This is a genomic window from Bacillus sp. PK5-006, assembly GCF_054161415.1.
Map to the genome: position 1 here is coordinate 87,152 of NZ_CP096414.1, position 22,487 is coordinate 109,638.

General features: G+C 40.7%; 19 protein-coding genes and 1 riboswitch. Of the genes, 12 read left to right on the plus strand and 7 right to left on the minus strand.

Annotated features, from left to right (window positions below; all coding sequences use genetic code 11):
- The first annotated feature begins 117 nt into the window (after positions 1 to 117).
- The 7 genes from M1D84_RS00445 to M1D84_RS00475 all read left to right on the plus strand — a co-directional run bounded on the left by M1D84_RS00445 (position 118) and on the right by M1D84_RS00475 (position 9,394).
- Positions 118 to 2,016 (plus strand): beta-glucoside-specific PTS transporter subunit IIABC, encoded by a 1,899-nt coding sequence (locus M1D84_RS00445; RefSeq protein ID WP_458106370.1) that lies wholly within the window; start codon positions 118 to 120, stop codon positions 2,014 to 2,016.
- Positions 2,017 to 2,025: 9 nt separating this feature from the next.
- Positions 2,026 to 3,465: a 6-phospho-beta-glucosidase BglA gene (gene bglA, locus M1D84_RS00450; RefSeq protein ID WP_133744906.1), complete on the plus strand. Its 1,440-nt coding sequence runs from the start codon at positions 2,026 to 2,028 to the stop codon at positions 3,463 to 3,465.
- Between the two features lie 373 nt (positions 3,466 to 3,838).
- Positions 3,839 to 5,074, plus strand: coding sequence for a TerD family protein (locus M1D84_RS00455; protein WP_332285519.1), 1,236 nt, complete (start codon positions 3,839 to 3,841; stop codon positions 5,072 to 5,074).
- Between the two features lie 203 nt (positions 5,075 to 5,277).
- The gene (locus M1D84_RS00460) at positions 5,278 to 6,813 is read left to right on the plus strand and encodes a T7SS effector LXG polymorphic toxin (RefSeq protein WP_244948506.1); all 1,536 of its coding nucleotides are present in this window, start codon (positions 5,278 to 5,280) and stop codon (positions 6,811 to 6,813) included.
- A 20-nt stretch (positions 6,814 to 6,833) separates the two neighbouring features.
- Positions 6,834 to 7,499 carry a hypothetical protein gene (locus M1D84_RS00465; protein WP_024423992.1) on the plus strand — a complete coding sequence of 222 codons (666 nt, stop codon included), beginning with the start codon at positions 6,834 to 6,836 and terminating at the stop codon, positions 7,497 to 7,499.
- A 217-nt stretch (positions 7,500 to 7,716) separates the two neighbouring features.
- Positions 7,717 to 7,866, plus strand: a complete 150-nt coding sequence (locus M1D84_RS00470; RefSeq protein ID WP_181950632.1) for a hypothetical protein — start codon at positions 7,717 to 7,719, stop codon at positions 7,864 to 7,866.
- A gap of 334 nt (positions 7,867 to 8,200) precedes the next feature.
- On the plus strand, positions 8,201 to 9,394 hold the full coding sequence (locus tag M1D84_RS00475) for an MFS transporter (protein ID WP_268415661.1): 1,194 nt from the start codon (positions 8,201 to 8,203) through the stop codon (positions 9,392 to 9,394).
- A 130-nt stretch (positions 9,395 to 9,524) separates the two neighbouring features.
- Here the strand turns inward: M1D84_RS00475 and M1D84_RS00480 are convergent, their stop codons facing one another.
- The 3 genes from M1D84_RS00480 to M1D84_RS00490 all read right to left on the minus strand — a co-directional run bounded on the left by M1D84_RS00480 (position 9,525) and on the right by M1D84_RS00490 (position 13,092).
- Positions 9,525 to 10,427, minus strand: a complete 903-nt coding sequence (locus M1D84_RS00480; RefSeq protein ID WP_024423990.1) for a shikimate dehydrogenase — start codon at positions 10,425 to 10,427, stop codon at positions 9,525 to 9,527.
- A gap of 18 nt (positions 10,428 to 10,445) precedes the next feature.
- Positions 10,446 to 11,627: an MFS transporter gene (locus M1D84_RS00485; protein ID WP_024423989.1), complete on the minus strand. Its 1,182-nt coding sequence runs from the start codon at positions 11,625 to 11,627 to the stop codon at positions 10,446 to 10,448.
- Between the two features lie 445 nt (positions 11,628 to 12,072).
- Positions 12,073 to 13,092, minus strand: coding sequence for a LacI family DNA-binding transcriptional regulator (locus tag M1D84_RS00490; RefSeq protein ID WP_024423987.1), 1,020 nt, complete (start codon positions 13,090 to 13,092; stop codon positions 12,073 to 12,075).
- A gap of 264 nt (positions 13,093 to 13,356) precedes the next feature.
- Positions 13,357 to 13,436, plus strand: a riboswitch (glycine riboswitch).
- Positions 13,437 to 13,600: 164 nt separating this feature from the next.
- Here M1D84_RS00490 and M1D84_RS00495 point away from each other — a divergent pair.
- The gene (locus tag M1D84_RS00495; RefSeq protein ID WP_024423986.1) at positions 13,601 to 14,947 is read left to right on the plus strand and encodes an amino acid permease; all 1,347 of its coding nucleotides are present in this window, start codon (positions 13,601 to 13,603) and stop codon (positions 14,945 to 14,947) included.
- Between the two features lie 47 nt (positions 14,948 to 14,994).
- Here the strand turns inward: M1D84_RS00495 and M1D84_RS00500 are convergent, their stop codons facing one another.
- Together M1D84_RS00500 and M1D84_RS00505 are read right to left on the minus strand one after the other, a co-directional pair.
- On the minus strand, positions 14,995 to 15,675 hold the full coding sequence (locus tag M1D84_RS00500; protein WP_024423985.1) for a DUF3169 family protein: 681 nt from the start codon (positions 15,673 to 15,675) through the stop codon (positions 14,995 to 14,997).
- Positions 15,672 to 15,878 (minus strand): helix-turn-helix transcriptional regulator, encoded by a 207-nt coding sequence (locus M1D84_RS00505; RefSeq protein WP_003215336.1) that lies wholly within the window; start codon positions 15,876 to 15,878, stop codon positions 15,672 to 15,674. Before M1D84_RS00505 ends, M1D84_RS00500 begins: the two co-directional genes overlap by 4 nt.
- 170 nt (positions 15,879 to 16,048) lie before the next feature.
- Between M1D84_RS00505 and M1D84_RS00510 the strand changes: the two genes are divergently transcribed.
- Positions 16,049 to 16,672, plus strand: coding sequence for an NUDIX hydrolase (locus tag M1D84_RS00510; protein WP_185853984.1), 624 nt, complete (start codon positions 16,049 to 16,051; stop codon positions 16,670 to 16,672).
- 11 nt (positions 16,673 to 16,683) lie between these two features.
- Here M1D84_RS00510 and M1D84_RS00515 read toward each other — a convergent pair whose 3' ends face one another.
- Positions 16,684 to 17,166 (minus strand): DUF4188 domain-containing protein, encoded by a 483-nt coding sequence (locus M1D84_RS00515; RefSeq protein WP_458106371.1) that lies wholly within the window; start codon positions 17,164 to 17,166, stop codon positions 16,684 to 16,686.
- Positions 17,167 to 17,170: 4 nt separating this feature from the next.
- Complete coding sequence (locus M1D84_RS00520) at positions 17,171 to 17,722, minus strand: PadR family transcriptional regulator (protein ID WP_103131831.1); 552 nt, start codon at positions 17,720 to 17,722, stop codon at positions 17,171 to 17,173.
- A 180-nt stretch (positions 17,723 to 17,902) separates the two neighbouring features.
- Between M1D84_RS00520 and M1D84_RS00525 the strand changes: the two genes are divergently transcribed.
- From M1D84_RS00525 to M1D84_RS00535, 3 genes are all read left to right on the plus strand, one after another.
- Complete coding sequence (locus M1D84_RS00525; protein ID WP_122632013.1) at positions 17,903 to 18,796, plus strand: hypothetical protein; 894 nt, start codon at positions 17,903 to 17,905, stop codon at positions 18,794 to 18,796.
- A gap of 351 nt (positions 18,797 to 19,147) precedes the next feature.
- Positions 19,148 to 21,007, plus strand: coding sequence for a beta-glucoside-specific PTS transporter subunit IIABC (locus tag M1D84_RS00530; protein ID WP_103131829.1), 1,860 nt, complete (start codon positions 19,148 to 19,150; stop codon positions 21,005 to 21,007).
- 4 nt (positions 21,008 to 21,011) lie between these two features.
- Entirely contained in the window at positions 21,012 to 22,478 is a 1,467-nt protein-coding gene (locus M1D84_RS00535; RefSeq protein ID WP_172881571.1) for a glycoside hydrolase family 1 protein, read from the plus strand.
- The last annotated feature ends 9 nt before the right edge of the window (positions 22,479 to 22,487 follow it).

Below are 22,487 nucleotides of genomic sequence, written 5' to 3' on the forward strand. Positions count from 1 at the left end.
ATTATAGCACATACCAAATTTCCTTTGATATGCTATTTGAAATTATATATGTATTGATAAATTGTACCGGTATAATTATAATATACATATACTAACAGTGATAAAGGGGGGGTTTATATGTCAAAAGTGAGGGATTATCAAAAGCTTGCAGAAGACATCTTAGAGGCAGTTGGCGGAGAAGAAAATGTGGTGAGTGCCGCAAGATGCGCCACGCGGCTGCGTTTGGTTCTGAAACGTTCGAATCCAAAGGCAAAGGAAGCAGTTAATACAATGCCTGGCGTCATTACCGTGGTGGAAAACGGCGGTCAATTTCAGGTCGTCATCGGTCAGCATGTTGGTGAGGTATATGAGCATTTTGCCAGCCTTGTTCGGCTGCAGCCGTCTGATGATGATCAGGTAAATGAAAACAAGGGAACGGTGCTGAATCGTGTCATCGCGACCATGTCTGCTGTGTTTGCGCCATTTGTGTATATTTTGGCAGCAGCAGGTATTTTACAAGGTGCACTTATCCTCATTAATTTATTATTTCCAAGCTTCTCGAAAACCGGAACGTATGAAGTCTTTAGCTTTATTTCCTGGGCGCCGTTTACGTTCTTGCCTATCTTTATTGCCATCACAGCTGCCAAGCATTTTAAAACGAATATGTATATCGCAGTAGCGTGTACAGCAGCGCTTGTCAGTCCAGCCTGGACGGAGATTGCTGGACGCGTGGCATCAGGGGAAGGCGTTACTTTTTTAGGCATAGCGTTATCTGAAACGGTTTATACGTCATCTGTTTTGCCGCCGCTATTCTTGGTATGGATCCTTTCATATGTAGAGAGATTTTTAAACAAACGTATTCACGAGGTGGTCAAACCGTTATTTGTCCCATTTATTTGTATGGTCGTCATGGTTCCGTTAACCATTCTATTAATTGGTCCACTTTCGACAGCCGGTGCAAATGGGATTGCAAACGGATACAATTTCTTAGCAGAACATGTCCCAGCTTTAGCAGGTGCCATTATCGGAGGTTTCTGGCAAGTGCTTGTCATTTTCGGTGTTCACTGGGGCATCACGCCAATGGTGCTCGCCAACTTTGAACAATATGGACGTGACTCCTTCCAGGCATATCAAACCATCGCTGTTATCGCTCAGGTCGGCGCAGTGTTGGGGGTTATTTTAAAAGCAAGAAACCGCGAAACACGAAAAGTCGGGGTTTCAGCGGGAATCACTGGTCTCTTTGGAATTACTGAGCCTGCGATTTATGGGGTCACCTTGCGTTTCAAGAAACCATTTATTTTCGGATGTATATCTGGAGCGATCGGGGCCATTGCTGCCAGCTTCTTTACGCCTTATTACTTTGCGTATGCGGGGTTGCCTGGTCCACTGACGATTGTAAACGGAATTAGTTCAGATTATCCAACATCGATCATCGGCATATTGATTGGTGTCGCAATTGCGCTGATCTTACCAGTTGTGCTCATTCAAATGTTTGGTTATGGGGAAGATACAGTGGAACAGACAGCCGGTGCAACGTCTGATAAAGATCAAGTTGGAGAAAAAATGAATGCTTCGATGAATAATGAAGAAACAATCCCTGCACCGCTTGCAGGGAAAGTGATCCCGTTATCTGAAGTGCCTGATGCCGTATTTAGCTCGGGGGCGATGGGTAAAGGGTTTGCGATTGAACCGACAGACAAAAAACTGTATGCACCGTTTGACGGCAGTGTCGTCATGCTTGCGCCAACAAAGCATGCAATTGGACTGCGTTCAGAATTCGGAGTGGAGTTACTAGTTCATGTAGGAATTGATACGGTTTCCCTAGATGGCTCAGCATTTACTCTTCATATCAAAGAAGGCAGCAAGGTGAAGAAGGGTGACTTGTTAATGACATTTGATCAAGAAGCCATTGAAAGCAAGGGATTAAAAACAATCACACCCGTCATCATCACCAATACACAAGCGTATGAAGATGTGATTGTAGAAGAACAATCGACATGTCAGCCAACAGACGTCATGATCACAATTGTGAAATAGGAGGAATGAATAATGACATTACCAAAAGATTTTCTATGGGGCGGAGCATTAGCTGCACATCAATTTGAAGGTGGATGGAATGAAGCAGGAAAAGGCCCAAGTGTTGTAGATGTGATGACAGCAGGTGCTCACGGAGTACCGAGACAAATAACTGAGACGATAGAAGAAGATAAATTTTATCCGAACCATGAAGCGATCGATTTCTACCATCGTTATAAGGAAGATATCGCGATGTTTGCCGAAATGGGTTTGAAATGCTTACGTACATCGATCGGCTGGAGCCGGATTTTCCCTAAGGGAGATGAAGCGGAACCGAATGAAGCAGGTTTACAGTTCTATGATGATGTTTTTGATGAACTGCTCAAGCATGGCATCGAGCCTGTGATTACGCTGTCTCACTTTGAGATGCCGCTCCATTTAGCAAGAGAGTACGGCGGGTTCCGCAGCCGAAAAGTCGCTGAGTATTTCGCGAAATTCGCAGAAGTGTGTTTCAATCGATACAAAGACAAGGTCACATACTGGATGACATTTAATGAAATCAATAACAAAATGGATGTCAACAACCCACTATTCCTTTGGACAAATTCAGGGGTATCAGTCAAAGAAGGCGAAAATGCCAAAGAAGTCATGTATCAAGCAGGACACCATGAATTACTTGCAAGTGCATGGGCAGTAGCCAAAGGAAAAGAGATCAATCCTGCTTTCCAAATTGGAGCGATGGTTTCTCACGTGCCAATCTATCCGTATTCCTCAAATCCAGAGGATGTCATGCTCGCAGAGGAATATATGAGACAGCGCTATTTCTTCCCAGATGTACAGGTGCGCGGCTACTATCCGAGCTATGCATTAAAAGAATTCGAACGCGAAGGCTATCACATTCCATTTGAAAAAGGCGATGAAGAAAGCTTAAGAAAAGGGAAAGTGGATTATCTAGGCTTTAGCTACTACATGTCGACAACGGTTAAAAGTGATACGGTGTCTGATCACAACGGAGACATTGTCAACGGAGCCCTGCCGCATGGTGTAGATAACCCTTATATCAAATCAAGTGACTGGGGCTGGTCCATTGACCCGACAGGCTTAAGATATACATTGAATCGTTTTTACGATCGCTATCAAATCCCGTTATTCATCGTAGAGAATGGATTTGGTGCAATAGATCAAGTGGAAGAAGACGGTTCTATTCACGATCCAGAAAGAATTCAATATCTCGCTTCTCATATCGAAGCACTAAAAAAAGCAATTGAATACGACGGTGTCGACCTTATTGGCTACACACCTTGGGGTATCATTGATATCGTGTCATTCACAACAGGCGAAATGAAAAAACGCTACGGCATGATCTACGTTGACCGCGACAACGAAGGAAACGGCTCAATGAAGCGCCTTAAAAAAGATTCGTTTACTTGGTATCAAAACGTCATCGCAACGAATGGTGAAGAAGTGTAATAAAGGAAAATAGAAGCCCGGACGAGCGTGGTATATGCTTGTTCGGGTTTTTCATTGTTTAAGTTTTATTAATGCCTGAATACAAAGAAAAAAGAGAGTAATAGCGACAAAATAGTTCATTGGATTGTGGAATATCTTAATGTTCAAGGATATTTGAAGAAGAATCCAAAAGCCGAATATCACCATAACAGCAGGAATGATTTTTTTATACATAATAATTCTCCTTTCGAGAGTAGTTTGTTTTTAATTGGCATTGTCTCATATCATTGCAGAGATTGAAATGAGATAAAGATATTCATAGGTTCTATTATATAATTTGGTATAATTGATCTATAAAAGCGATAAATGGTAGATGAAGAATAGGAGTGTTGAAATGAATCAAACTCTGCAAATGGGTGCCAATACCGTACTAAACTCTCCAAAGGGACAAGTATCCATCAGTTATGAAGTATCATATGCAATTGATATTTCTTTAACAGCGTTTCTCTTAACAGATTCAGATCTAGTTCAAGGAGATAATGGCATTATTTTTTACAATCAGCCGGAGAGTGCCACGGGTGTCGCGACACTTTTACCAGCAGAGATATCAGGTCAGTTGAAAAGGCATCAATTGAATTTTGATATGAGCAAAGTGCCTGCAGGAATCACAAAGGTGGCGATTACACTAACAGAGGATCAAGGAATTGGCTTTTCTCAAGTGAAGAATCTGCAAGCAGAAATTCGAACAGGTGATGAGGTGCTATACCTAACACCAGTAAACTTTACAAATGAAAAAGGGATTGTCGTAGTAGAGCTATATATCAGAAATAGTGAAACGAAAGCACGATCCATCTGGCGTGGCTTCAATTCTGGATTGGAAGGGCTATGCAAGCTTTATGGGGTGGAGGTTGAACCTGATGAACAAGATGTTTCTTCGCCTCCTCAAATGGCTTCTGAAAAACAAATTGATGAGCCTGCTCCAATAAAGACAGCCGCTAAAGAGAAAGTGGCTGCACCTATCAGCTTAGAGAAAGTTCAAGGTAAAATTAGTCTAGACAAAGGTCATAAACCGATCATCATTGAAAAAACGCCTGAGATAACAGCTACAGTATCCTGGGAGTCTGGAACCGATTATGATATTTATGCATTGGTCTATACGAAGTCAGGAAAACAAATAGATGTGGCCATGTTTGGCGCAAAAGGTGTTCCTGCTCTTAAAAGTTACGGAAACGGTGCTGTAGAGCATATGGGAGATGTCGGTAGAGACCGTGAATCGATGAAAACAGAAGTCATTAAATTACGGTTAAATGACGATATCCTTGCTATCGTTCCGGTTGTTTATTCTGCTCAATCAAATGGAACAGGTTCCTTTTATAGATATAGGGTATCTATGAGTATCGATAATCACCAAGGAACGTCTGTGACAATTCATGCCAAACATGCGAATGATAATGATCGGATTTATTCTTGTGTGCCGGGTATGCTTCAAAATACAAATGATGGTGTGATCATACGTCCGCTAGAGCTTTACAGCAAACCAAATTCCGAGCGCAGACCTAAATTAAAAATGAAGTCATCTAATGAAATTGATGTTTTGATGGATAAAGGACCGATCAATGATTATAAATAAAATGAATGTATGGCTGGACAAAACAAAGTGCATTGTCTAGCTTATTTTATTTGATCGTTGAATAGAGAGTCTATTCCATTTTTTATGTCATTTAGCCTATTTTTCCGTTTTAATGGTCACGGTAAAATAGACTTTATGATCAATAATGGAGGGAGTGACTTCTTCTGGGCAAGATACTTGATGCAAAAGCACTAACCAGTGCCATGGACACAAGGGCAAAACACTATCAGGAACTCCGCGAACAAATGGTAGATTTAAAAAAGGCATTACAAGGTGTGGCCAACCTCGGTGATGATTTCACTGGGAAAGGAGCCGATAACATTAAAAGCTTTTATAAAGAGCTCGCCGGAAATGTAGACATGTTTATCAGCTTAATCGATAAGCAAAAAGCCTTTCATGAAGGTGTTTCTGGGACACTGGATGATACGAGTTTTGGTGGCGATACCTTTATAGAAGAACACTTTTTAGACAACGCAGTACATATGGGCATCAAAAACGCCAAAAGCATTGTAAAGGATCAAAAAAAGGCACTCAAAACGATTTTTCAAGACATTGATGACCTCATTTCCCTAGAGGTATTTGATAGCCAAACCTTTGATGAAAAAATAGAAGATGCGGAAGATGAACGAAAAAAGACGGTCAAAGAACTAAGAGAACTTGATCAAAATTTAACAGATGAATATGCTTTGTCAGAGACAGAGCAGCAAGCTACAATGGCATTGTACGCTGAAATGATGAATGCGACAAATGACGGAAAAGCGATTTCGCCTATGAATTTTGACAAGAAAGCGTATCAAAATAGCGAAATCTACAAGGCAAAGAGCGATATTGAGAAGCAAACTGCTGAATATCTGAAAATCAAAAAAGAACAAGAAGAAGCCCGCAAGATCGCAAAGGAACAAGAAGCCCTCGCCAACCGCCCTTGGTATGAAAAAGCCCTAGATTATGGCGGAAATATTGTCAATGAACTAACAGGTGTGAACGATGCAAAACGTGCCGCAACAGGCGTCGATCCAATCACAGGGGAGGAACTCACCGCAGGCCAGCGAGTCGCGGCAGGAGGCATGGCAGCAGCAGGCTACATCCCTATCGTGGGTTGGGCAGGACGCATTTTCAAAGGCGGAAAGGCCGTCTATAAAACGACCCAAGCCACATCAGCAGCAGTTAGGGCAGTCGACATTTACAAGATATCACAAAAGTCTTTTGACGCCTTAAAAACATCTCAAAAAGGCTTATATGGCCTCACCGCCACCAACGGCTTCAGCGAAGCGATCACAGGCCGAGACATGTTTGGAAACAAGATCTCGAAAGAACAGCAGGAAGCGAGTATGAATGCGGCGCTTGGAATGCTTTTGCCGTTTGGAAGTAAGAGTTTAAAACAACTTCAAATTAAACATAAACCAAAAGAAATAATAACTAAAAAAGAAAATTATCAAAGATATGTGAAAGCTGAAAATGGGCAGCGTCCTCTTAATTTTTCACCTGAAGGAGCCAAAAGAAGAGGGGCTTATCGAGAATCTAAAAGGGCAAGTGGTATACCAGTAAGTGAACAACCCATAGAAGTTAGACCAGCAGTGGACAAAAGAGGTAACCCTATCCCTGGTAAGGATTATTTCTTTAAAGGTGATAAAGTGGTTAGAGATCATGCAGGAGGTCATTATTATCCAGACGACTTAAGTCAGAATAGAGATGCTCATTTTAATGATATTTATGGAAACCACTATGACTATGAAAAATAGTTATCATTGGAGGATTATAAATGAAAATAGAACTTGAATTCGAACAAGAAGTGACAAACTACTATAAGTGGTTAGATCAAAAAATAAATGAACTTAAACAGTTAAGTGTATATAGTATTAATGGATATTACTTTTTAGATGATGATGGGATCAAGACTTTTCAAAGTTATTGTCAAAATGAACTAATCGAAATTTTTAGCGATCAATTGACTAATTACCATTTTTATATCTTTCTGAGTAAGAAAGTAAGTGATGTGCATTCGCGAATAGAGGGATTCCGAAAAGTATGGAAATCTATTGATTCAGACATAAATACTTCAGGTTTTGAAAAGGGGCCAGAATTACTTTTAGATGAACATGAAAAACAGTTTTATGTCAGTATGGCCAAGGTTCCTCAACATGATTTAGATAAAGCATTGCGAATAATGGATCAGTATCAATCTAGTTTCATGATTGCCAGTAGAAGGGATTCTATGCTCTCAGAAGAATCTATAAAAGATTTGTTTTACTCAGGATTGGATAAGAATAGTCATGAAATAGATTATCAAGCGCTTTTTTTGAAGTATGGTTTGAATAGTGAAATTATCTTTAGATGGGGATCTGTTCTAAATGAGGCCGAATTGGCAATGATTTTAAATCAAGATCATACCCAGAAAATACGGGAGCGAATACAAAGCCATTCATAGTATCTTCAAAATGATCCGTAATATTTTAAACAATCCCCACATCGGGACTGATCCCCCATTTTTGAGAGACTGGGATCAAAACACCGTATGAAACAGCCAGTTGTCGAAACTCTTTCGGGGGACTGGTTGTTTAATTTCTATAGAATTCGAATAGTGGTATATGGATTTTATAAAATCGCTGAGTAGTGTTTGTCAGAAGGTGTTTGCTTTCCTTCAATTGAGAGAACATAAAATCCAAATACATGGAGAACACTATCGAGAGCATGAATTTGAAGCACTTGAAGTGAATGTGAATGAATTTTATTTTTGGCAGAATATGTCCGTTTTGGATTATCCATCGAGAGAACGGATTATTTTTATGAGCTAAGTATTTGAGGGCTGCGATGAACAGAATTGAGACATCATTTAAGGAGTGGAATGAACCACTCCTTTTTTCTATCGATGGTGTCATACGCTTGATCAATGAATTCCCTTCAAATTTAAGCAATTCACTATCTTTACCTTTCGCATTCGTATAAAATAAGAGCAGTGAAAAATTGAAGAAATGCTTGATACATGAAGGGCTGTAAGCTGTGAGCTGCATGACATGATGAGATGTATGAACGTGAAGGCTGCAAAGCTGTTCTTCCTCACATATGAGATCTTGTAAGCGTAACCATTATTTGTCACTTCATTGCGATGGTGTTGAGGGGTGTGTCAGGATGAGGAATCCGTATGTGAGAACGGCTTCTAGTCTGTATATTAATTATTTTTTATTGGGTATGGTCAATATTATTTTGGCTTCAAATATGCCATTTTTAATCAAACAATTAGATACCAATAGTGCGGGAATTAGTTATATGATTTCGGCGCTTGGCATTGGCAGGGTGCTCACGTATGGTTTATCAGGCGTACTGTCAGATCGTTTTGGGCGTAAGCCGGTCATTCTGGTTTCTGGTGTGCTGATGGCGGTGTTCCTCATCGGAATCCCATTGTCTCCGAATTATCAAATCGCGTTTGCGTTTGCGATTTTGGCAGGGGTCGCGAATTCGGCAATGGATGCAGGAACGTATCCTGCGTTAATGGAGGCTTTTCCGCAAAACTCGGGATCTGCGAATGTGATGGTGAAGGCCTTTATCTCCATTGGGGCAACTATTTTGCCACTGGCGATTTTCTTTTTAGCAGAGCATGATTTGTTTTATGGAATGGCATTTTTTGTTCCTGCTCTGATCTATCTTGTGAATGTCTTGATGCTGTGGACCTTGCCATTTCCGAATCATCGCAAGGTGGAGCAAGTCCAGGTAACGGAGCATGACGGACTTCCGCGCTTCTCGACAGAGCCTACATTTTGGAGAGAAGGGATCGCGCTCATTGTGATCAGCTTTACGTCAAATGGACTGTATGCGCTGCCGCAAATTTGGCTTCCTACGTACGGTGAGGCCATCTTGGGGATGACATCGGGCAGTGCTGTGAAACTGCTCAGTTACTATAGCATGGGCGGGCTGCTGTCTGTCGTGATGCTCGCGTTTCTGCTGCGCCGTTTTGTCCGGCCGGTCAATGTACTGCTGATCTATCCAATCATTACACTTGTTTCCATTTGTGTGCTCTTGGTCGTGAAATCACCAGTTATAGGAACCGTCAATGCTTTTGTATTGGGATTTTCAACGGCAGGAGTTTTTCAGCTGACGTTAACTGTGATGGCTGAATTCTTCTGGAAAAACAAAGGGACGATGACTGGGATTATCTCTACAGCGGGCGGCGTGTCGGCTATCGTCATCCCGGTCGTAACAGGTTTAATTCAGAGTCACGCGTCCATTTTACAAATCTTTATTTTCGATGCAGTGGTGGCTGTTGCGGCCATTATCGGCGCACTGTATATCCTGTATCGATACCGCCAAGTCATGGCACATGATTAAAAAAAGACGACCTCCGCAGGAAGTCGTCTCAGCGTGTAGGCAAATCCTCGCATTCAGGGCTGCTAGACTTCGCTGAAAAGAAAACAAAGGGCTAAAATGATCATCATTTTAGCCCTTTGTCTTTTTTATTTTAGAAACGGTCATTTTCAAAAAGAATTTGTTTTACTTGATCAACTGGCATATCTTCACCAGTAAAGAGTTTGTAAGCAAGTGCACCTTGCCACAGCATCATTCCAAGACCGTTAATGGTTTTGGCGCCAGCTTCCTGTGCTTGTGCAAGAAGCTTTGTTTTTTGCGGGTTGTACACAACATCTGTCACGATCAAATCTTCACGAAGTACATCAAGTGTATCATCGATAATGCTGAGCTGATCTAGTGGTTTCATGCCAAGGCTTGTCCCGTTTGCCAGGATCGCACTTTCTGCTACTTCACGGCGGAATGCGTCTTTGTCTTCAAGTGGGAAAATGTTTGCTTTGACACCGAAAGATTTCATTTCGTTATTGATGTAATTTACATTTTCTTCTGCTTGAACAAAGTATTGATCATTACGAGCAAAAATGCTAATTTCACGGATGCCTGACTGTGCAAGCTGAATCGCAATCGGAGTCGCAGCGCCGCCAGAGCCAACAAGTGTGACTTTTTTGCCGGCTAATTCAACGCCATGTTCAATTAAGTTTCTCACATATCCAAGACCATCTGTGTTGTAGCCGATGAGCTTACCATCTTTGTTTACTACAGTGTTACTTGCACGTGTATATCTTGCAGAATCATCTAGTTCGTCTAAGTAATCTAGTACTTTCATTTTGTTCGGCATAGAGACGTTAAATCCAGCTGCACCCATTGCTTTCATACCGTTTACGGCTGCTTCTAGTTCATCATTCCCTACTTCAAATGCGAGGTAAGCATAGTTGATACCTGTTAGTGTATAGCCAAGGTTATGCATACGTGGTGAAAGGCTGTGTCCGATTGGTGTAGCAAGAAGGCCGACTAATTTTGTTTTTCCATCAATATTTCGTTCATGTATGTTTGTCATGATTGACATCTCCTTTAATTATCTAAATAATTTTTTCATGCGTCCAAGAACAAAGACCGCTAGTAATACGCTAATAACCGCAATGATCATATCGAAAAATAACGTCATTTTAATATCGTACGAGCTGACCAATCCACTTGTAATGAGCGGCACGAGAATAAACGCTGAGCTTGCCGCAATGTTGACGTAGGATGAAGCTGTTGCTTTGTTTGTCGGGAACAATTTCATCATAATACTCATCGCCAGCTGGAAGATTCCCGCTGTAAATAGTCCTAAGAAGAAGGTGCTGACAATGACAATGCTGTACGTTTCGATTTGGAAAAGTGAAAGCATTGCAAGGAACGCCCCAATTGGATAAATGATCGCCACCATAATCGGTGAAATGAATTTATCTAAGACGATCGAAAGCAATAGAACAGATACCAGTGCACCAATACTAAAATAAGAAAGAAGCTGTGTGGCTTGTTCTGTGCCAAGTCCGATTAATTTCAACCCCAGCTGCGGAAGCCATGTCTGCCATACGACAAACAATGCAGTCGATGTGAATCCCATCAGTACAACAGCTAAGCCTTCGCCAAGCATTTTTGGTTCTTTCTTCAGCTGATCCTGTACGGGAAGAGCGTCTTGTGAAGAAACTTGCTTATGGTTCGGGAATGGCATAAAGATTAAGTAAATCCCTACGAGTAAATAAAGAAGCCCTAGTCCAAAGAACGCCCAGCCCCAGAAGATGTCATGTGCCACTAGGAATGCCAAGATAAATGGAAGAACAGTCGCCCCAATGGATACAGATGCTTTTACTAAAACAGAAGCCGAACTTGCTTTTTTAGGAAATGACTCTGACAAAGCAGGATAGGTTCCTGAATCAAGCAGTGAGTTGGCAATACCTGCTGAAATCGCAAAGATAAATGCCAGTGTATAACTTGTGGTCGTTGGAATACCGATTAAGAATAATAAGTAAAGAAAATTTCCTGTAATAATGACAGGCTTACGTCCCCAGCTGTCGGCTAACCGGCCTGAGAAAAAGAGCGCAATGAGTTTACCAATTCCGATCGCAGATACAAGCAAGCTGATTTTCGGAATATCTACATGGTAGCGTTCAGATAAGCTGTCCATGTTGGAAGCTACAATAATGTTGATCATGCCAAGCATGAAGTAATTTAAATACATGCCAAGTGACGATTTTATATAAGGATTTTTCATGTTCCCACTCCTATATTTGAAACCCCTTTAAGGTCAAATTCTTTGTATACCCTTTGTTATTGTTTCCTTCAAAATGAATAATATGAAGCCCATCACAACACCCCTTATGTGATTGATGAAAAAATAATGAATATTCATCTGTTCTTCAATCAAGTATATCGTTCTACTAAAATGCAAAAAATAATAACAGCCTTGGTTAGGAAGTGAAACTTCATGATTTGATCAGAATCATAAAAAATCACTTTTAACTGTTTTTTGATAGAAATAATAATATGACGAAATAGGTATAACGATATACTAAAAGAAGCAACGAGATAAATATACTCCTGCATTTTAAATGTGTCAAGTTTATGACTTTGTGATTTAAAAAAAGAAAAATGAAACAAAGAAATAGTTGACTTGATCAATAAAAAAAGAGAATTGCTGCACACAATTCTCTTTTTCATCATGATGGAGAGGTTTCTCTAATATGAAGTTGGGGCTTTAAAATCAATCGCTGCAGCTCTTCATCCTGTTCGTTCATTTTATGATATAAAAGGTTCGCTGCTTTTACCCCGATGGATCGGGGGAAGGAGGAAACAGTGGTGAGCGGCGGATGGTACATTTCCGCTTCAGGAACATTATCGAATCCAACGACATCGATATCTTCACCAGGCTGAATGCCCCGTGCTGACAGTGCTTGAATGACCCCAAATGCGACTAAGTCACTGAAACAAAAAATAGCAGTAGGGGGCTCAGGCTGATCCATCACTTGGGCGAGTGCTTCTTTCCCGCCTTCGCGAGTAGGTACTATATCAATAATAAGCGATTCATCAATCGTCACATTTTCTTCGTCATGAGCTCTTTTGAAACCTTTCATCCGCTCAATCCAAGTCGAAGAGGTCTTAATGCCGCCTAAAAAAGCGATTCGGCGATGTCCCTTTTGAAGAAGATGATGAACTGCCATCCAAGTACCTTGTTCATAATCAACACCGACATAATCACATTGCACGTCTGATAATTCACGATTTGCCAGTACTTTTGGGGTGCGAATTTGATTTAATTGTTTGACCGTTCGAGCAGAACTTTTCGAAGCTGGGTTTAAAATAATCCCGCCTACACGATGCTCTACCATAGTGGAAATGAGCCGCTCCTGTTTATCAACACTGTCAAAGGTTGTACCAAGTAAAACAGTATAGCCCAGTGATTCAAGTGTGGTCTGTACGCCAATTAAAAACTCCGAAATAAAGGTGTTAGAAATATCCGTCACAATCACACCAACGATATTTGAGCTTTTTGACCGCATGTTAGCAGCAACGCGGTCGTATACGTATCCTAAGTCCTCCATGGATTGCAGTACTTTGTTTCGAGTGGCTTCAGAGATTCTAGGATTATTTCGAACAACGAGTGATGCCGTTGAAGTCGAGACACCGGCATGCTTGGCGACTTCCTGTAATGTAACACGCTGTTTGTTCATTTTTTTCATTTATCTTCACCAACTTCCATGGATTGCTTAACTTTGTTCATGATCAAGAGGAATTTCTCCATCAAACGAGCCGAACATCTTTTGATTTATTATACATGAATCAGGGGGGATTGATGAAGTGAAGACATATGCGTACCGCCGTAAATCATAAAAGATTACCATTGACAGCTTTCTGAATGAGGCGTAAAATATGAAATTATTCAGAAATAGCAACATTTTAATTAAATAACGAAGGCTATGAATGCTGTGGGTCACACTATAGCAGGAGCAGCTTCTGGAGAGACCGCATGTGTGTGCGGCGCCGAAGGGTTCACAATCTCAGGCAAAAGGACAGAAGAGTACGAAATATTGTATTTGTGGTGCATGGATGATGCCGTGTATGACTTTTCTCTATTTTGCTATTCTTTTATGACCGTGAGATTGGAGCGCATCCAATCTCTTTTTTTATGGACTTTTTTAAAGGGTTCATTATTTCAGTATAAGATCGTGTCGTAGGAGGGTGTTAGCATTGGCACAACAAGAATTAAAACGAGATTTATCAAACCGTCATGTGCAATTGATTGCCATTGGCGGAACCATTGGAACAGGGTTGTTTTTAGGATCTGGAAAAGCTATTCAATTGGCAGGTCCTTCAATCATTTTTGCTTATTTAATTGTCGGGATGGCTATCTTTTTTGTCATGAGGGCACTCGGAGAATTGCTTTTATCGAAGGCGGGCTATCAGTCATTAACCGATATTGCGGAGGACTATCTCGGCCCGTGGGCATCCTTTGTAACAGGGTGGACGTATTGGTTTTGCTGGATTATGACAGCGATGGCGGATGTCATTGCGGTCGGGGTGTACGTACAGTATTGGTTTGACATCCCGCAGTGGATTCCTGCCATCATTTGTTTGTTGATTTTACTAGGGTTGAATTTGTTAACGGTAAAGCTTTTCGGAGAAATGGAATTTTGGTTTGCACTCATTAAAGTAATTACGATTCTATTATTGATCGGGGTTGGAATGGTTCTTTTAATCATTGGTTTTCAAACAGATGCTGGACCGGTGACAGTAACGAATTTATGGTCTCATGGCGGGTTATTCCCGAATGGTGTCACAGGTTTCTTATTGTCATTCCAGATGGTGATTTTTGCGTATGTGGGAGTTGAACTGGTCGGTGTGTCCGCAGCAGAAACAGCCAATCCGCAAAAAAACATCCCTTCTGCGATTAATAAGATTCCATTAAGAATCCTATTTTTCTATGTGGGTGCGATCTTTGTTTTATTATGTATCAACCCATGGACTGAGCTCAGTGCATCAGAAAGTCCTTTTGTGAAAACCTTTGGACTCATTGGGATACCAGTAGCAGCAGGGCTCATCAACTTTGTCGTCCTGACATCTGCGGCATCAGCTTGTAATAGCGGCATGTTCTCGACGAGCCGCATTCTGTATAATCTCAGTCATCAAAAGCAGGGGCCAGCTTCCTTTGGACGTTTGAACAAGAATGCTGTCCCAAGTAATGCCCTGTTTGTTTCGACGATTGTGGTATCGGTTGGAGCTCTTTTAAGCAAGCTGATTCCCGAACAAGCCTTTGGTATTGTGACAACGATCAGTGCCATTTGTTTCATTTGGGTATGGAGTATTATTTTAATTTGTCATTTGAAATATAAAAAAACAAAGCCTGAACTGCATGCAGCATCTACCTTTAAAGCACCGTTCACCCCTTTTGTGAATATATGTGTTTTGGTTCTCTTCGCTGCGATTCTAGTGATCATGCTGTTTGCAGATGCAACACGCCCCGCGCTCTTATTAACGCCGGTCTGGTTTTGTTTCTTACTATTGATCTATGCACGAAAGAAACGTTGCGCGTCATAATGAACGGAAAAAGCACAGCCTTTGCATGAGGCTGTGCTTTTGTTCATTTAACGATTTCTAATCTTTAGCACATAATTTGCATTCAAAATGATCAAAACAACCCCAATGACCATGATTGAGAACAGCTGAGAGTGATTGGCTCCAAGGGAATACACAATCAAAATAAACATGGCGCTGGTCAATAGGATATTCATCATTTGATACGTATGAAACAGTCCGCCAAGCATCACATGCTTTTCGCCTTCGTCCGAAATGGCGAGCAGCTTTTTACTGTAGTCTTTGTCAGATAGACTTGGCAGGTTCCGATTAGGGTAGACAAGCTTTAGAACAGATATCGATATATATGAACTGATAACGGTGACGATAAATAAAGCAGCATTGACGAGAATCAGCCAGAGTGGCTGCTCGGTGACGATCGCGATACCGATGGCAACAATGGAAAAAATGGTACTTACAGTATTGGCTAAAGTCAAATCAGTAAAGGTCCGATATTGTTTTGCTTCCAGTTCATCCTCCTCATCTCCAGAAACCGAAAGAGATACCCTTTTTTTCATACGTGAAATCCCTGAAAAACAATAAATAATCAATAAAATCGTCAATCCACTGATGACAAGAGTCGCTTCAAATGCAACATCAAGAAGTGTCATCTCAAATTCAGCTGCCAGCAGACAGTAAGCGCCGAGAAAGCCAAGGAGAGCACCTAAGAGCATTTTGTATACAGTTTTCATGAGAGTTCATCCTCCTCGAATAGAAAAATACGTTCAATGGGTTCCTGAAAAATTCGTGAAAGCTTAACCGCGAGCAAGAGAGACGGCATTAACTCATCTCGTTCCATTAAGCTGATGGTCTGACGAGAGACCTTTGCACGCTTTGCCAGCTCAGTTTGGTTTAAACCATCACGCGCACGAAGCTCTTTTAACCGATTTTTCATTCTGTCACCTCAATTTTGCTTGAAATCTTTCCTTGATTGTAAAGCATTATATTCATTTTGACAAGTAAAGTTGTCAAAATGATAAAAATAATTGTCAGAAGGATCATCTTTATTCAAAAGGAGAACCATGATACGCTAAAGGAAAGAGAAACAGAAAACAGGTGATGTCCGTGTTCATTGATCAATTAAAAAATGACTTACATCAATCACAGCCGTTGTTCATTGGAGAAGAGACAGCGTTCAAAGCAGCAGTCCTTATCCCTTTGGTGCAAGTAAATGGAGAATGGCATATATTATTTGAGGTACGATCGCTCACCATGAGAAAACAGCCGGGGGATATTAGCTTTCCTGGGGGCAAGCTTGACGGCAGCGAAACTGCACAGGAAGCTGCACTGCGAGAAACACATGAAGAGCTTGGCATTCCGCCAGAATCGGTCGAGATCCTTGGACAGCTTAGTCCTTATATCGCTTCTCCATCCTTCGTGGTATACCCATATGTTGGTATCATTGATAAGCAAAAAGTGAAACACTCCTTTAATCAAGAAGAAGTAGAGGAGACTTTTACCGTGCCTCTATCATGGCTCAGCCAATATGAGCCATACTTACATCATGTATCCGTTCAGCCAACACCAGGCGAGGACTTCCCTTATGAAAAAATCATGAATGGTGAAAAATACAGCTGGGGAAGCCGTTCGATTGAGGAATGGTTTTATGATTACGAAAACTACACCATATGGGGATTAACAGCCCGCATATTAAAGCATTTTGTGACCGTTGCAAAAAGAAATTCCTAGAGAATCGCTCTCTAGGAATTTGTTGTATTCAGACGTTCCTTCGCTGTTTGTTGTCCTTTACTTATTGAAATAGGGGATTTCGCTTGGCCCAGTCCGTAGGAAGGCATGTTCACGTAGATGGATTCATACGACCCGGCTTGTATTTGGTACGTTTCATGATAAATTCCGACCGCGTCATTATTTCGTGCTCTTTGGTTAAATTCTTTCCAAGCAGCCAAATGCTTCTCCATCTTGGCATAGGCAAGGAGGTCATCGATTGACTTCCAATATTGAATCATCGCTGTCGTGCGTAATCCGAAGTAATTCTCTGTTCCAAGAAACCCAAGCTCTTCTTGATGGGTATACAGTTCCTTGATCATGCCAGGCATTGCCATGAACACGGGCAGCCATTGATGAATGGCCCAGCGTTTGTTGATTCTCATTCCGATAATGAACACAACAATCGAATCAGAATTGTCCGTTGTAAATCTGCCAGCACGTATGTCTTTTTTCATTCATTTACCCTTCCTTCTTCATCGAATGGAATGTATCCACGCACCAATCAATTCCTGCTTGAGCCACTCTTTTCCCATAATCTAAAGTAAACAGCCAATACTTCGCATCCGCTTCATCTGGATAAAGCTCTTGAATGTTTTGTTCAATTGACACATAAGTTTCATAACGAATACGGAGCTGCCGCTCATAATCCTGTAAAAGCACCAATTTTTTCTCAAACGAAAGATATTGACCGAAGAATAACTTTAATAACACCTCATTACGCTCTGTTGGTAATTGATCGAGCGGCTGCGCCAGCCACTCTCTTAACGTATTCAGTCCTTTTTCAGTCAAATGATATTCCCGCTTGTCTGAGCGGCCAGAAGTAGCAGCAGGTGAAACTTCCGCAAGGCCTTCCTCGACTATTAACTTTAAAGCTGGATAAATTTGTCCATAACTGATTTTCCAAAAATGATGCAGGCTTTTATCAATTAATTGCTTCACTTCGTACCCTGACTTACAATCAGTCGTTAAAATACCTAAAATCGCATACGTCGTATCATTGTATTTTTTCATATCAGCACACCTATCTAAAAGATATATCATTTAGATATATAATATGCGATATCCATTGGTGATACAAGAGGTTTTAGAAAAAATCCAATGAAGGAGGTGAAGAGATCGCTAGGAGATGCATCACAATATATTGATAGAAAAAATAAAAATCCGTCAGATCAATGATCAGAGGAGGTATGTATGAATAGATCAAAAATCTGGATCGTAGCAATTTTAGCGGTACTAGTCATCGTTGCTGTCAGCTGGATAGCATACCAAGCAAATGCAAAAAATAGTGTATTGAACAACTATTACGCCTTTGTATATAAGACAAAGGATCAAGTGAACTGGTTCAAGTTAACAGAGAGAAAAGGGAAAGTCACTGGTTATCTGAATGAAACCATTTTGGAGGAAAACCCAAAAAGACATTTTGATCCTAACCTATTTATCAACAAATATAAATTAACTGGTAAAACTGTTGAAAACGGTTACGAATTTCAAGTGAAGCAAGAGAAAGAGACGATCACATATAAAGTTCACCTTGATGAAAAAGATCTTTCTGTGAAAAAACAAGGTGAAAAGCAAAGCATCACCTATAAAGCAGTTGATCAAACAAAACTACGTGCTGTTCAAAAGGACATTCATGACCGATATGATGAATTGATGGAGGACTCTGAGAATAGATTCCATGATTATGTAAGAAACTTTATTAAGAAAGTAACAGGCGCTTATGGTTATCTGTATACAGCGGAGGATGGTTCATACCAGCTATTTCTAAAAGTAAAACGGATGTATATGCAGTCTGAATGGGCAGGTTCTTTTTTGATGAGAACGGTCCCAGGAGATGGTGGTGAACCATATAAAGAAACGAAACATACAGCCGGTGGTGTTTCAGATGGGATAATGTTTGATTTGAGTACTTATCCTGCAATTGAAAAGGGGTTTATTTTAGGGGAAACTGATCGAGATGCAACATCAATTAAATTTCCTTTTAAAATGGCAGGCGGTACAATAGAATTTAAAGCTGTCACGAAAGAGGAATATCAAGAACAAACGGAAGCATTCAAAAAGCAGGCTGAAGAAAAGAAAAAATAGATGATGATAAACCAGATAAGTCATTTTAAACTTATCTGGTTTTTAGATGGAAGTAGTTTTTGGTGAGTGATAAAAGGATATTTATTGTATAAAAAAACAGGAAGGTTACTTCAACAATGAAAGAAGAGTAATTTGGGTATAAAGACCTTAATAATTTTTAGAAAAATAAATGTTGACGCTTTCATATAATCAATATATACTAAAAACAAATCCAATATGAATAAATTAGACATGTGACTGGTCATGCAGGCAGGATCTAAAAACGATGAATTTCTTTTATTTGTCGTTTTAGATCCTTTTTTTGTTGCCAAAATATAGGTCTCGTGTATGAGAAAAGGGGGAGAAGAAAAAATGAATTACACACAAGTTGCCAAAGACGTTTTACAGCATGTAGGCGGCAAAGAAAACATTGCGCACCTTGAACACTGTTCAACAAGGCTTCGCTTCACACTAATCGATCAGAAAAAAGCAGATGTACCAGCACTAGAAAAAACACCAGGTGTTATAGCTGTCAGAATGTCAGGACAATGCCAAGTAGTCATTGGGAATGATGTCATTGAAGTGTATCAAAAGGTAACTAGTTTAATAGGCAGCACCTCATCAAGCCAAGACGTGCCATCCAACCAGCCAAAAGAAAAAAGAAAAGCAGGCACAGTTCTGTTAGATTTCATTGTCGGTGTCTTCCAACCGCTTGTACCAGCTATCGCAGGCGGAGGAATTTTAAAATCATTTCTTCTCCTTTTCTCTTTATTAGGCTGGATGGATGCAAAGGGACAAACCTATCAAATACTGAACATGGTAGGTGATGCACCACTTTACTTTCTGCCTTTACTAGTTGCTGTAACGACGGCGAATAAACTAAAAGTAAATCCACTGGTCGCTCTATCAGCAGTCGGTGCGCTCCTTCTGCCGAACATGACGGCGATGCTTACAGAAGGTGCGCAATTACTTTCATTCGATGTAAAAAATATAGCTTATGCATATCAAGTGTTTCCGGCAATCCTTTCTGTATTGCTTTACGCGAAAATGGAAAAATTCTTTACACGGTTTTCACCAAAACCAATTCGGATTTTCTTCGTTCCGATGATGTCATTGGTCATTACTGTACCAGTTACGCTACTTCTGTTAGGACCGATTGGTTTTACAGCGGGGCAAGGCTTTTCATCTATTATTCTTGCGATGTTTAATACGGTAGGCTGGGTAGCTGTCGCAATTTTAGCAGCGGTCCTCCCATTCATGGTTGCTTCAGGCATGCACAAAGCAATGGTCCCTTATGCAGTCACAACGATGGGAACCCTTGGGAAAGAAGCACTTTATTTACCGGCATCACTTGCGCATAATATCGCGGAAAGTGGAGCGTGTTTTGCTGTGGCACTTCGAACAAAAGACAAGGTACTCAGATCAACAGCCATTTCGGCAGGAATATCAGCCTTTTTTGGCATCACAGAGCCGGCGCTGTATGGTGTGACACTGCAAAATAAGCGAGTCCTTGGAAGTGTTATGATGGGTTCGTTTGTTGGCGGGATTTTCATTGGTTTAGTTGGTATACAAGCCTTTGTGCTTGTTGGCCCTGGGTTAGCAAGCATGTCGATGTTTATATCAGATGAGCTCCCGCGAAATTTGATGTTTGCTATCATTGGAGCGGTCATTTCGTTTATTGTCGCCTTTATCGCTGCTTTTGTATTAGGTAAAGATCGAACTGTAGAAGAAAAGACAAAGGACCAAGCTGGGTTTGCTGAAAAAATTGGAGCAGGAGAAACATTCAAAAGCCCTGTGATTGGTCAAATGATCTCTCTATCTGAAGTGAAAGATGATATTTTCTCTTCAAAGGTCATGGGAGAAGGAATTGCCATTGTACCTTCAAAGGGAGCACTTTATGCACCAGTAGATGGAGAGGTAACCTTACTGTTCGAAACAAACCATGCACTTGGTATGAAGACGGACCATGGAGTTGAAGTATTATTCCACATCGGCATTGACACCGTTCAGTTGGAAGGACAGTATTTCCATCCAAAGGTGCAGGCTGGAGATCGTGTTCAAGCGGGTGATTTATTGATTGAATTTGACCTAGAAAAAATCATGGAAGCAGGGTATGATCCAGTAACTCTTGCTGTAGTCACAAATACAGATCAATATGATATTAAGGTACAGCCATTACAAGAGGTCAATCGTCAAGATACATTGATGGTTGTTACACAATTAGGAGGCTAATCATATGAAAAAAATCAAAGGTTTTCCAAAAGGATTTTTATGGGGCGGTGCCATTGCTGCTAACCAGGCAGAAGGCGCCTGGAATATAGATGGAAAGGGACCGTCTGTTGCAGATATTGCAATGTACCGTTCCAACTTGAGTGTAGAAGATTATGAAGGTCATCTTGCTGTTACCACTGAAAATATAGATCGTGCGATGAAAGATCCAGACGATAAAAAATACCCAAAGCGCAGAGGTGTTGATTTCTATCATCACTATAAAGAGGATTTGGCTCTCTTTGCTGAAATGGGATTTCAAACACTTCGCATTTCTATTGCATGGAGTCGTATCTTCCCTACTGGAGAAGAAGCGGAACCGAATGAAAAAGGGCTGCAATTTTATGATCGTGTATTTGCAGAAATGAAAAAACACAACATAGAACCGATCGTGACACTCTCTCATTATGAAATGCCTTTAGCCCTTAGTGTGAAATATAATGGCTGGGTTGAAAGAAAAGTAATCGACCTCTTTGTGAAGTTCGCCAATGTTTGTTTCGAACGTTATAAAGATGATGTGAAATATTGGCTCACTTTTAATGAAATTGATAGTATTCACCGCCACTCTTTCATTACAGCGGGAATTATTCCTGATCGCTGCCCAGAAGGAAAAGTAGAAGAGACGGTGTACCAAGCACTTCATCATCAATTTGTCGCATCTGCTCTTGTAACAGCAGATTGCCATCGTATCATCCCAGGCAGCCAGGTAGGATGTATGCTGACAAAATTGACAACGTATCCGCATACGTGCCACCCGAATGATGTGGAACAAGCTTTGAAACAAAACTTAGAAAACTATTTCTATGCAGATGTTCAGGTATTTGGCGAGTATCCACCGCTGATCAAGCGCATGCTTGAGAGAAAAGATATTCATATTCAAATGGAAGCAGATGATCTTAACATTTTAAAGGAAAACACAGTAGATTTTATCTCATTCAGCTACTATATGTCTTTAACGGAATCAGCCCAAGAAGGATTAGAAGAGACAGAAGGAAATACCATTCGTGGAGTCAAAAACCCTTATCTTCCTTCAACTGACTGGGGCTGGCAAATTGATCCGGTTGGTCTGAAAATTTCTTTGATCGAATTGTATGATCGCTATCAAAAACCTCTTATCATTGTCGAGAACGGCATGGGTGCAAAGGATGTAGTTGAAAGTGATGGCTCAATTCATGACGACTATCGTATTAACTATTTTAAGGAACATTTCCGTCAAATGAGAGAAGCCATTGAAGAAGGCGTCGATCTCTTTGGATATACGAGCTGGGGCTCGATTGATATTATTAGTGCAGGTACATCACAAATGTCAAAACGTTATGGCTTCATTCACGTAGATCAAGATGATGACGGGAACGGGACATTAAAACGATCTCGAAAAGACTCATTTTATTGGTACCAAAAAGTCATTGAGACGAATGGAGAATCGCTTGATTGAACACCACAA

Bases quoted from the DNA above. Each gene is read 5' to 3' on its own strand.
- M1D84_RS00490 (WP_024423987.1), bottom strand. From the start codon at position 13,092: ATGAAAAAAATGAACAAACAGCGTGTTACATTACAGGAAGTCGCCAAG.
- M1D84_RS00535 (WP_172881571.1), top strand. From the start codon at position 21,012: ATGAAAAAAATCAAAGGTTTTCCAAAAGGATTTTTATGGGGCGGTGCC.
- M1D84_RS00475 (WP_268415661.1), top strand. From the start codon at position 8,201: ATGAGGAATCCGTATGTGAGAACGGCTTCTAGTCTGTATATTAATTAT.
- M1D84_RS00525 (WP_122632013.1), top strand. From the start codon at position 17,903: ATGAATAGATCAAAAATCTGGATCGTAGCAATTTTAGCGGTACTAGTC.
- M1D84_RS00530 (WP_103131829.1), top strand. From the start codon at position 19,148: ATGAATTACACACAAGTTGCCAAAGACGTTTTACAGCATGTAGGCGGC.
- M1D84_RS00480 (WP_024423990.1), bottom strand. From the start codon at position 10,427: ATGACAAACATACATGAACGAAATATTGATGGAAAAACAAAATTAGTC.
- M1D84_RS00520 (WP_103131831.1), bottom strand. From the start codon at position 17,722: ATGAAAAAATACAATGATACGACGTATGCGATTTTAGGTATTTTAACG.
- M1D84_RS00465 (WP_024423992.1), top strand. From the start codon at position 6,834: ATGAAAATAGAACTTGAATTCGAACAAGAAGTGACAAACTACTATAAG.
- M1D84_RS00485 (WP_024423989.1), bottom strand. From the start codon at position 11,627: ATGAAAAATCCTTATATAAAATCGTCACTTGGCATGTATTTAAATTAC.
- M1D84_RS00500 (WP_024423985.1), bottom strand. From the start codon at position 15,675: ATGAAAACTGTATACAAAATGCTCTTAGGTGCTCTCCTTGGCTTTCTC.
- M1D84_RS00460 (WP_244948506.1), top strand. From the start codon at position 5,278: ATGGACACAAGGGCAAAACACTATCAGGAACTCCGCGAACAAATGGTA.
- M1D84_RS00455 (WP_332285519.1), top strand. From the start codon at position 3,839: ATGAATCAAACTCTGCAAATGGGTGCCAATACCGTACTAAACTCTCCA.
- M1D84_RS00445 (WP_458106370.1), top strand. From the start codon at position 118: ATGTCAAAAGTGAGGGATTATCAAAAGCTTGCAGAAGACATCTTAGAG.
- M1D84_RS00515 (WP_458106371.1), bottom strand. From the start codon at position 17,166: ATGAAAAAAGACATACGTGCTGGCAGATTTACAACGGACAATTCTGAT.
- M1D84_RS00505 (WP_003215336.1), bottom strand. From the start codon at position 15,878: ATGAAAAATCGGTTAAAAGAGCTTCGTGCGCGTGATGGTTTAAACCAA.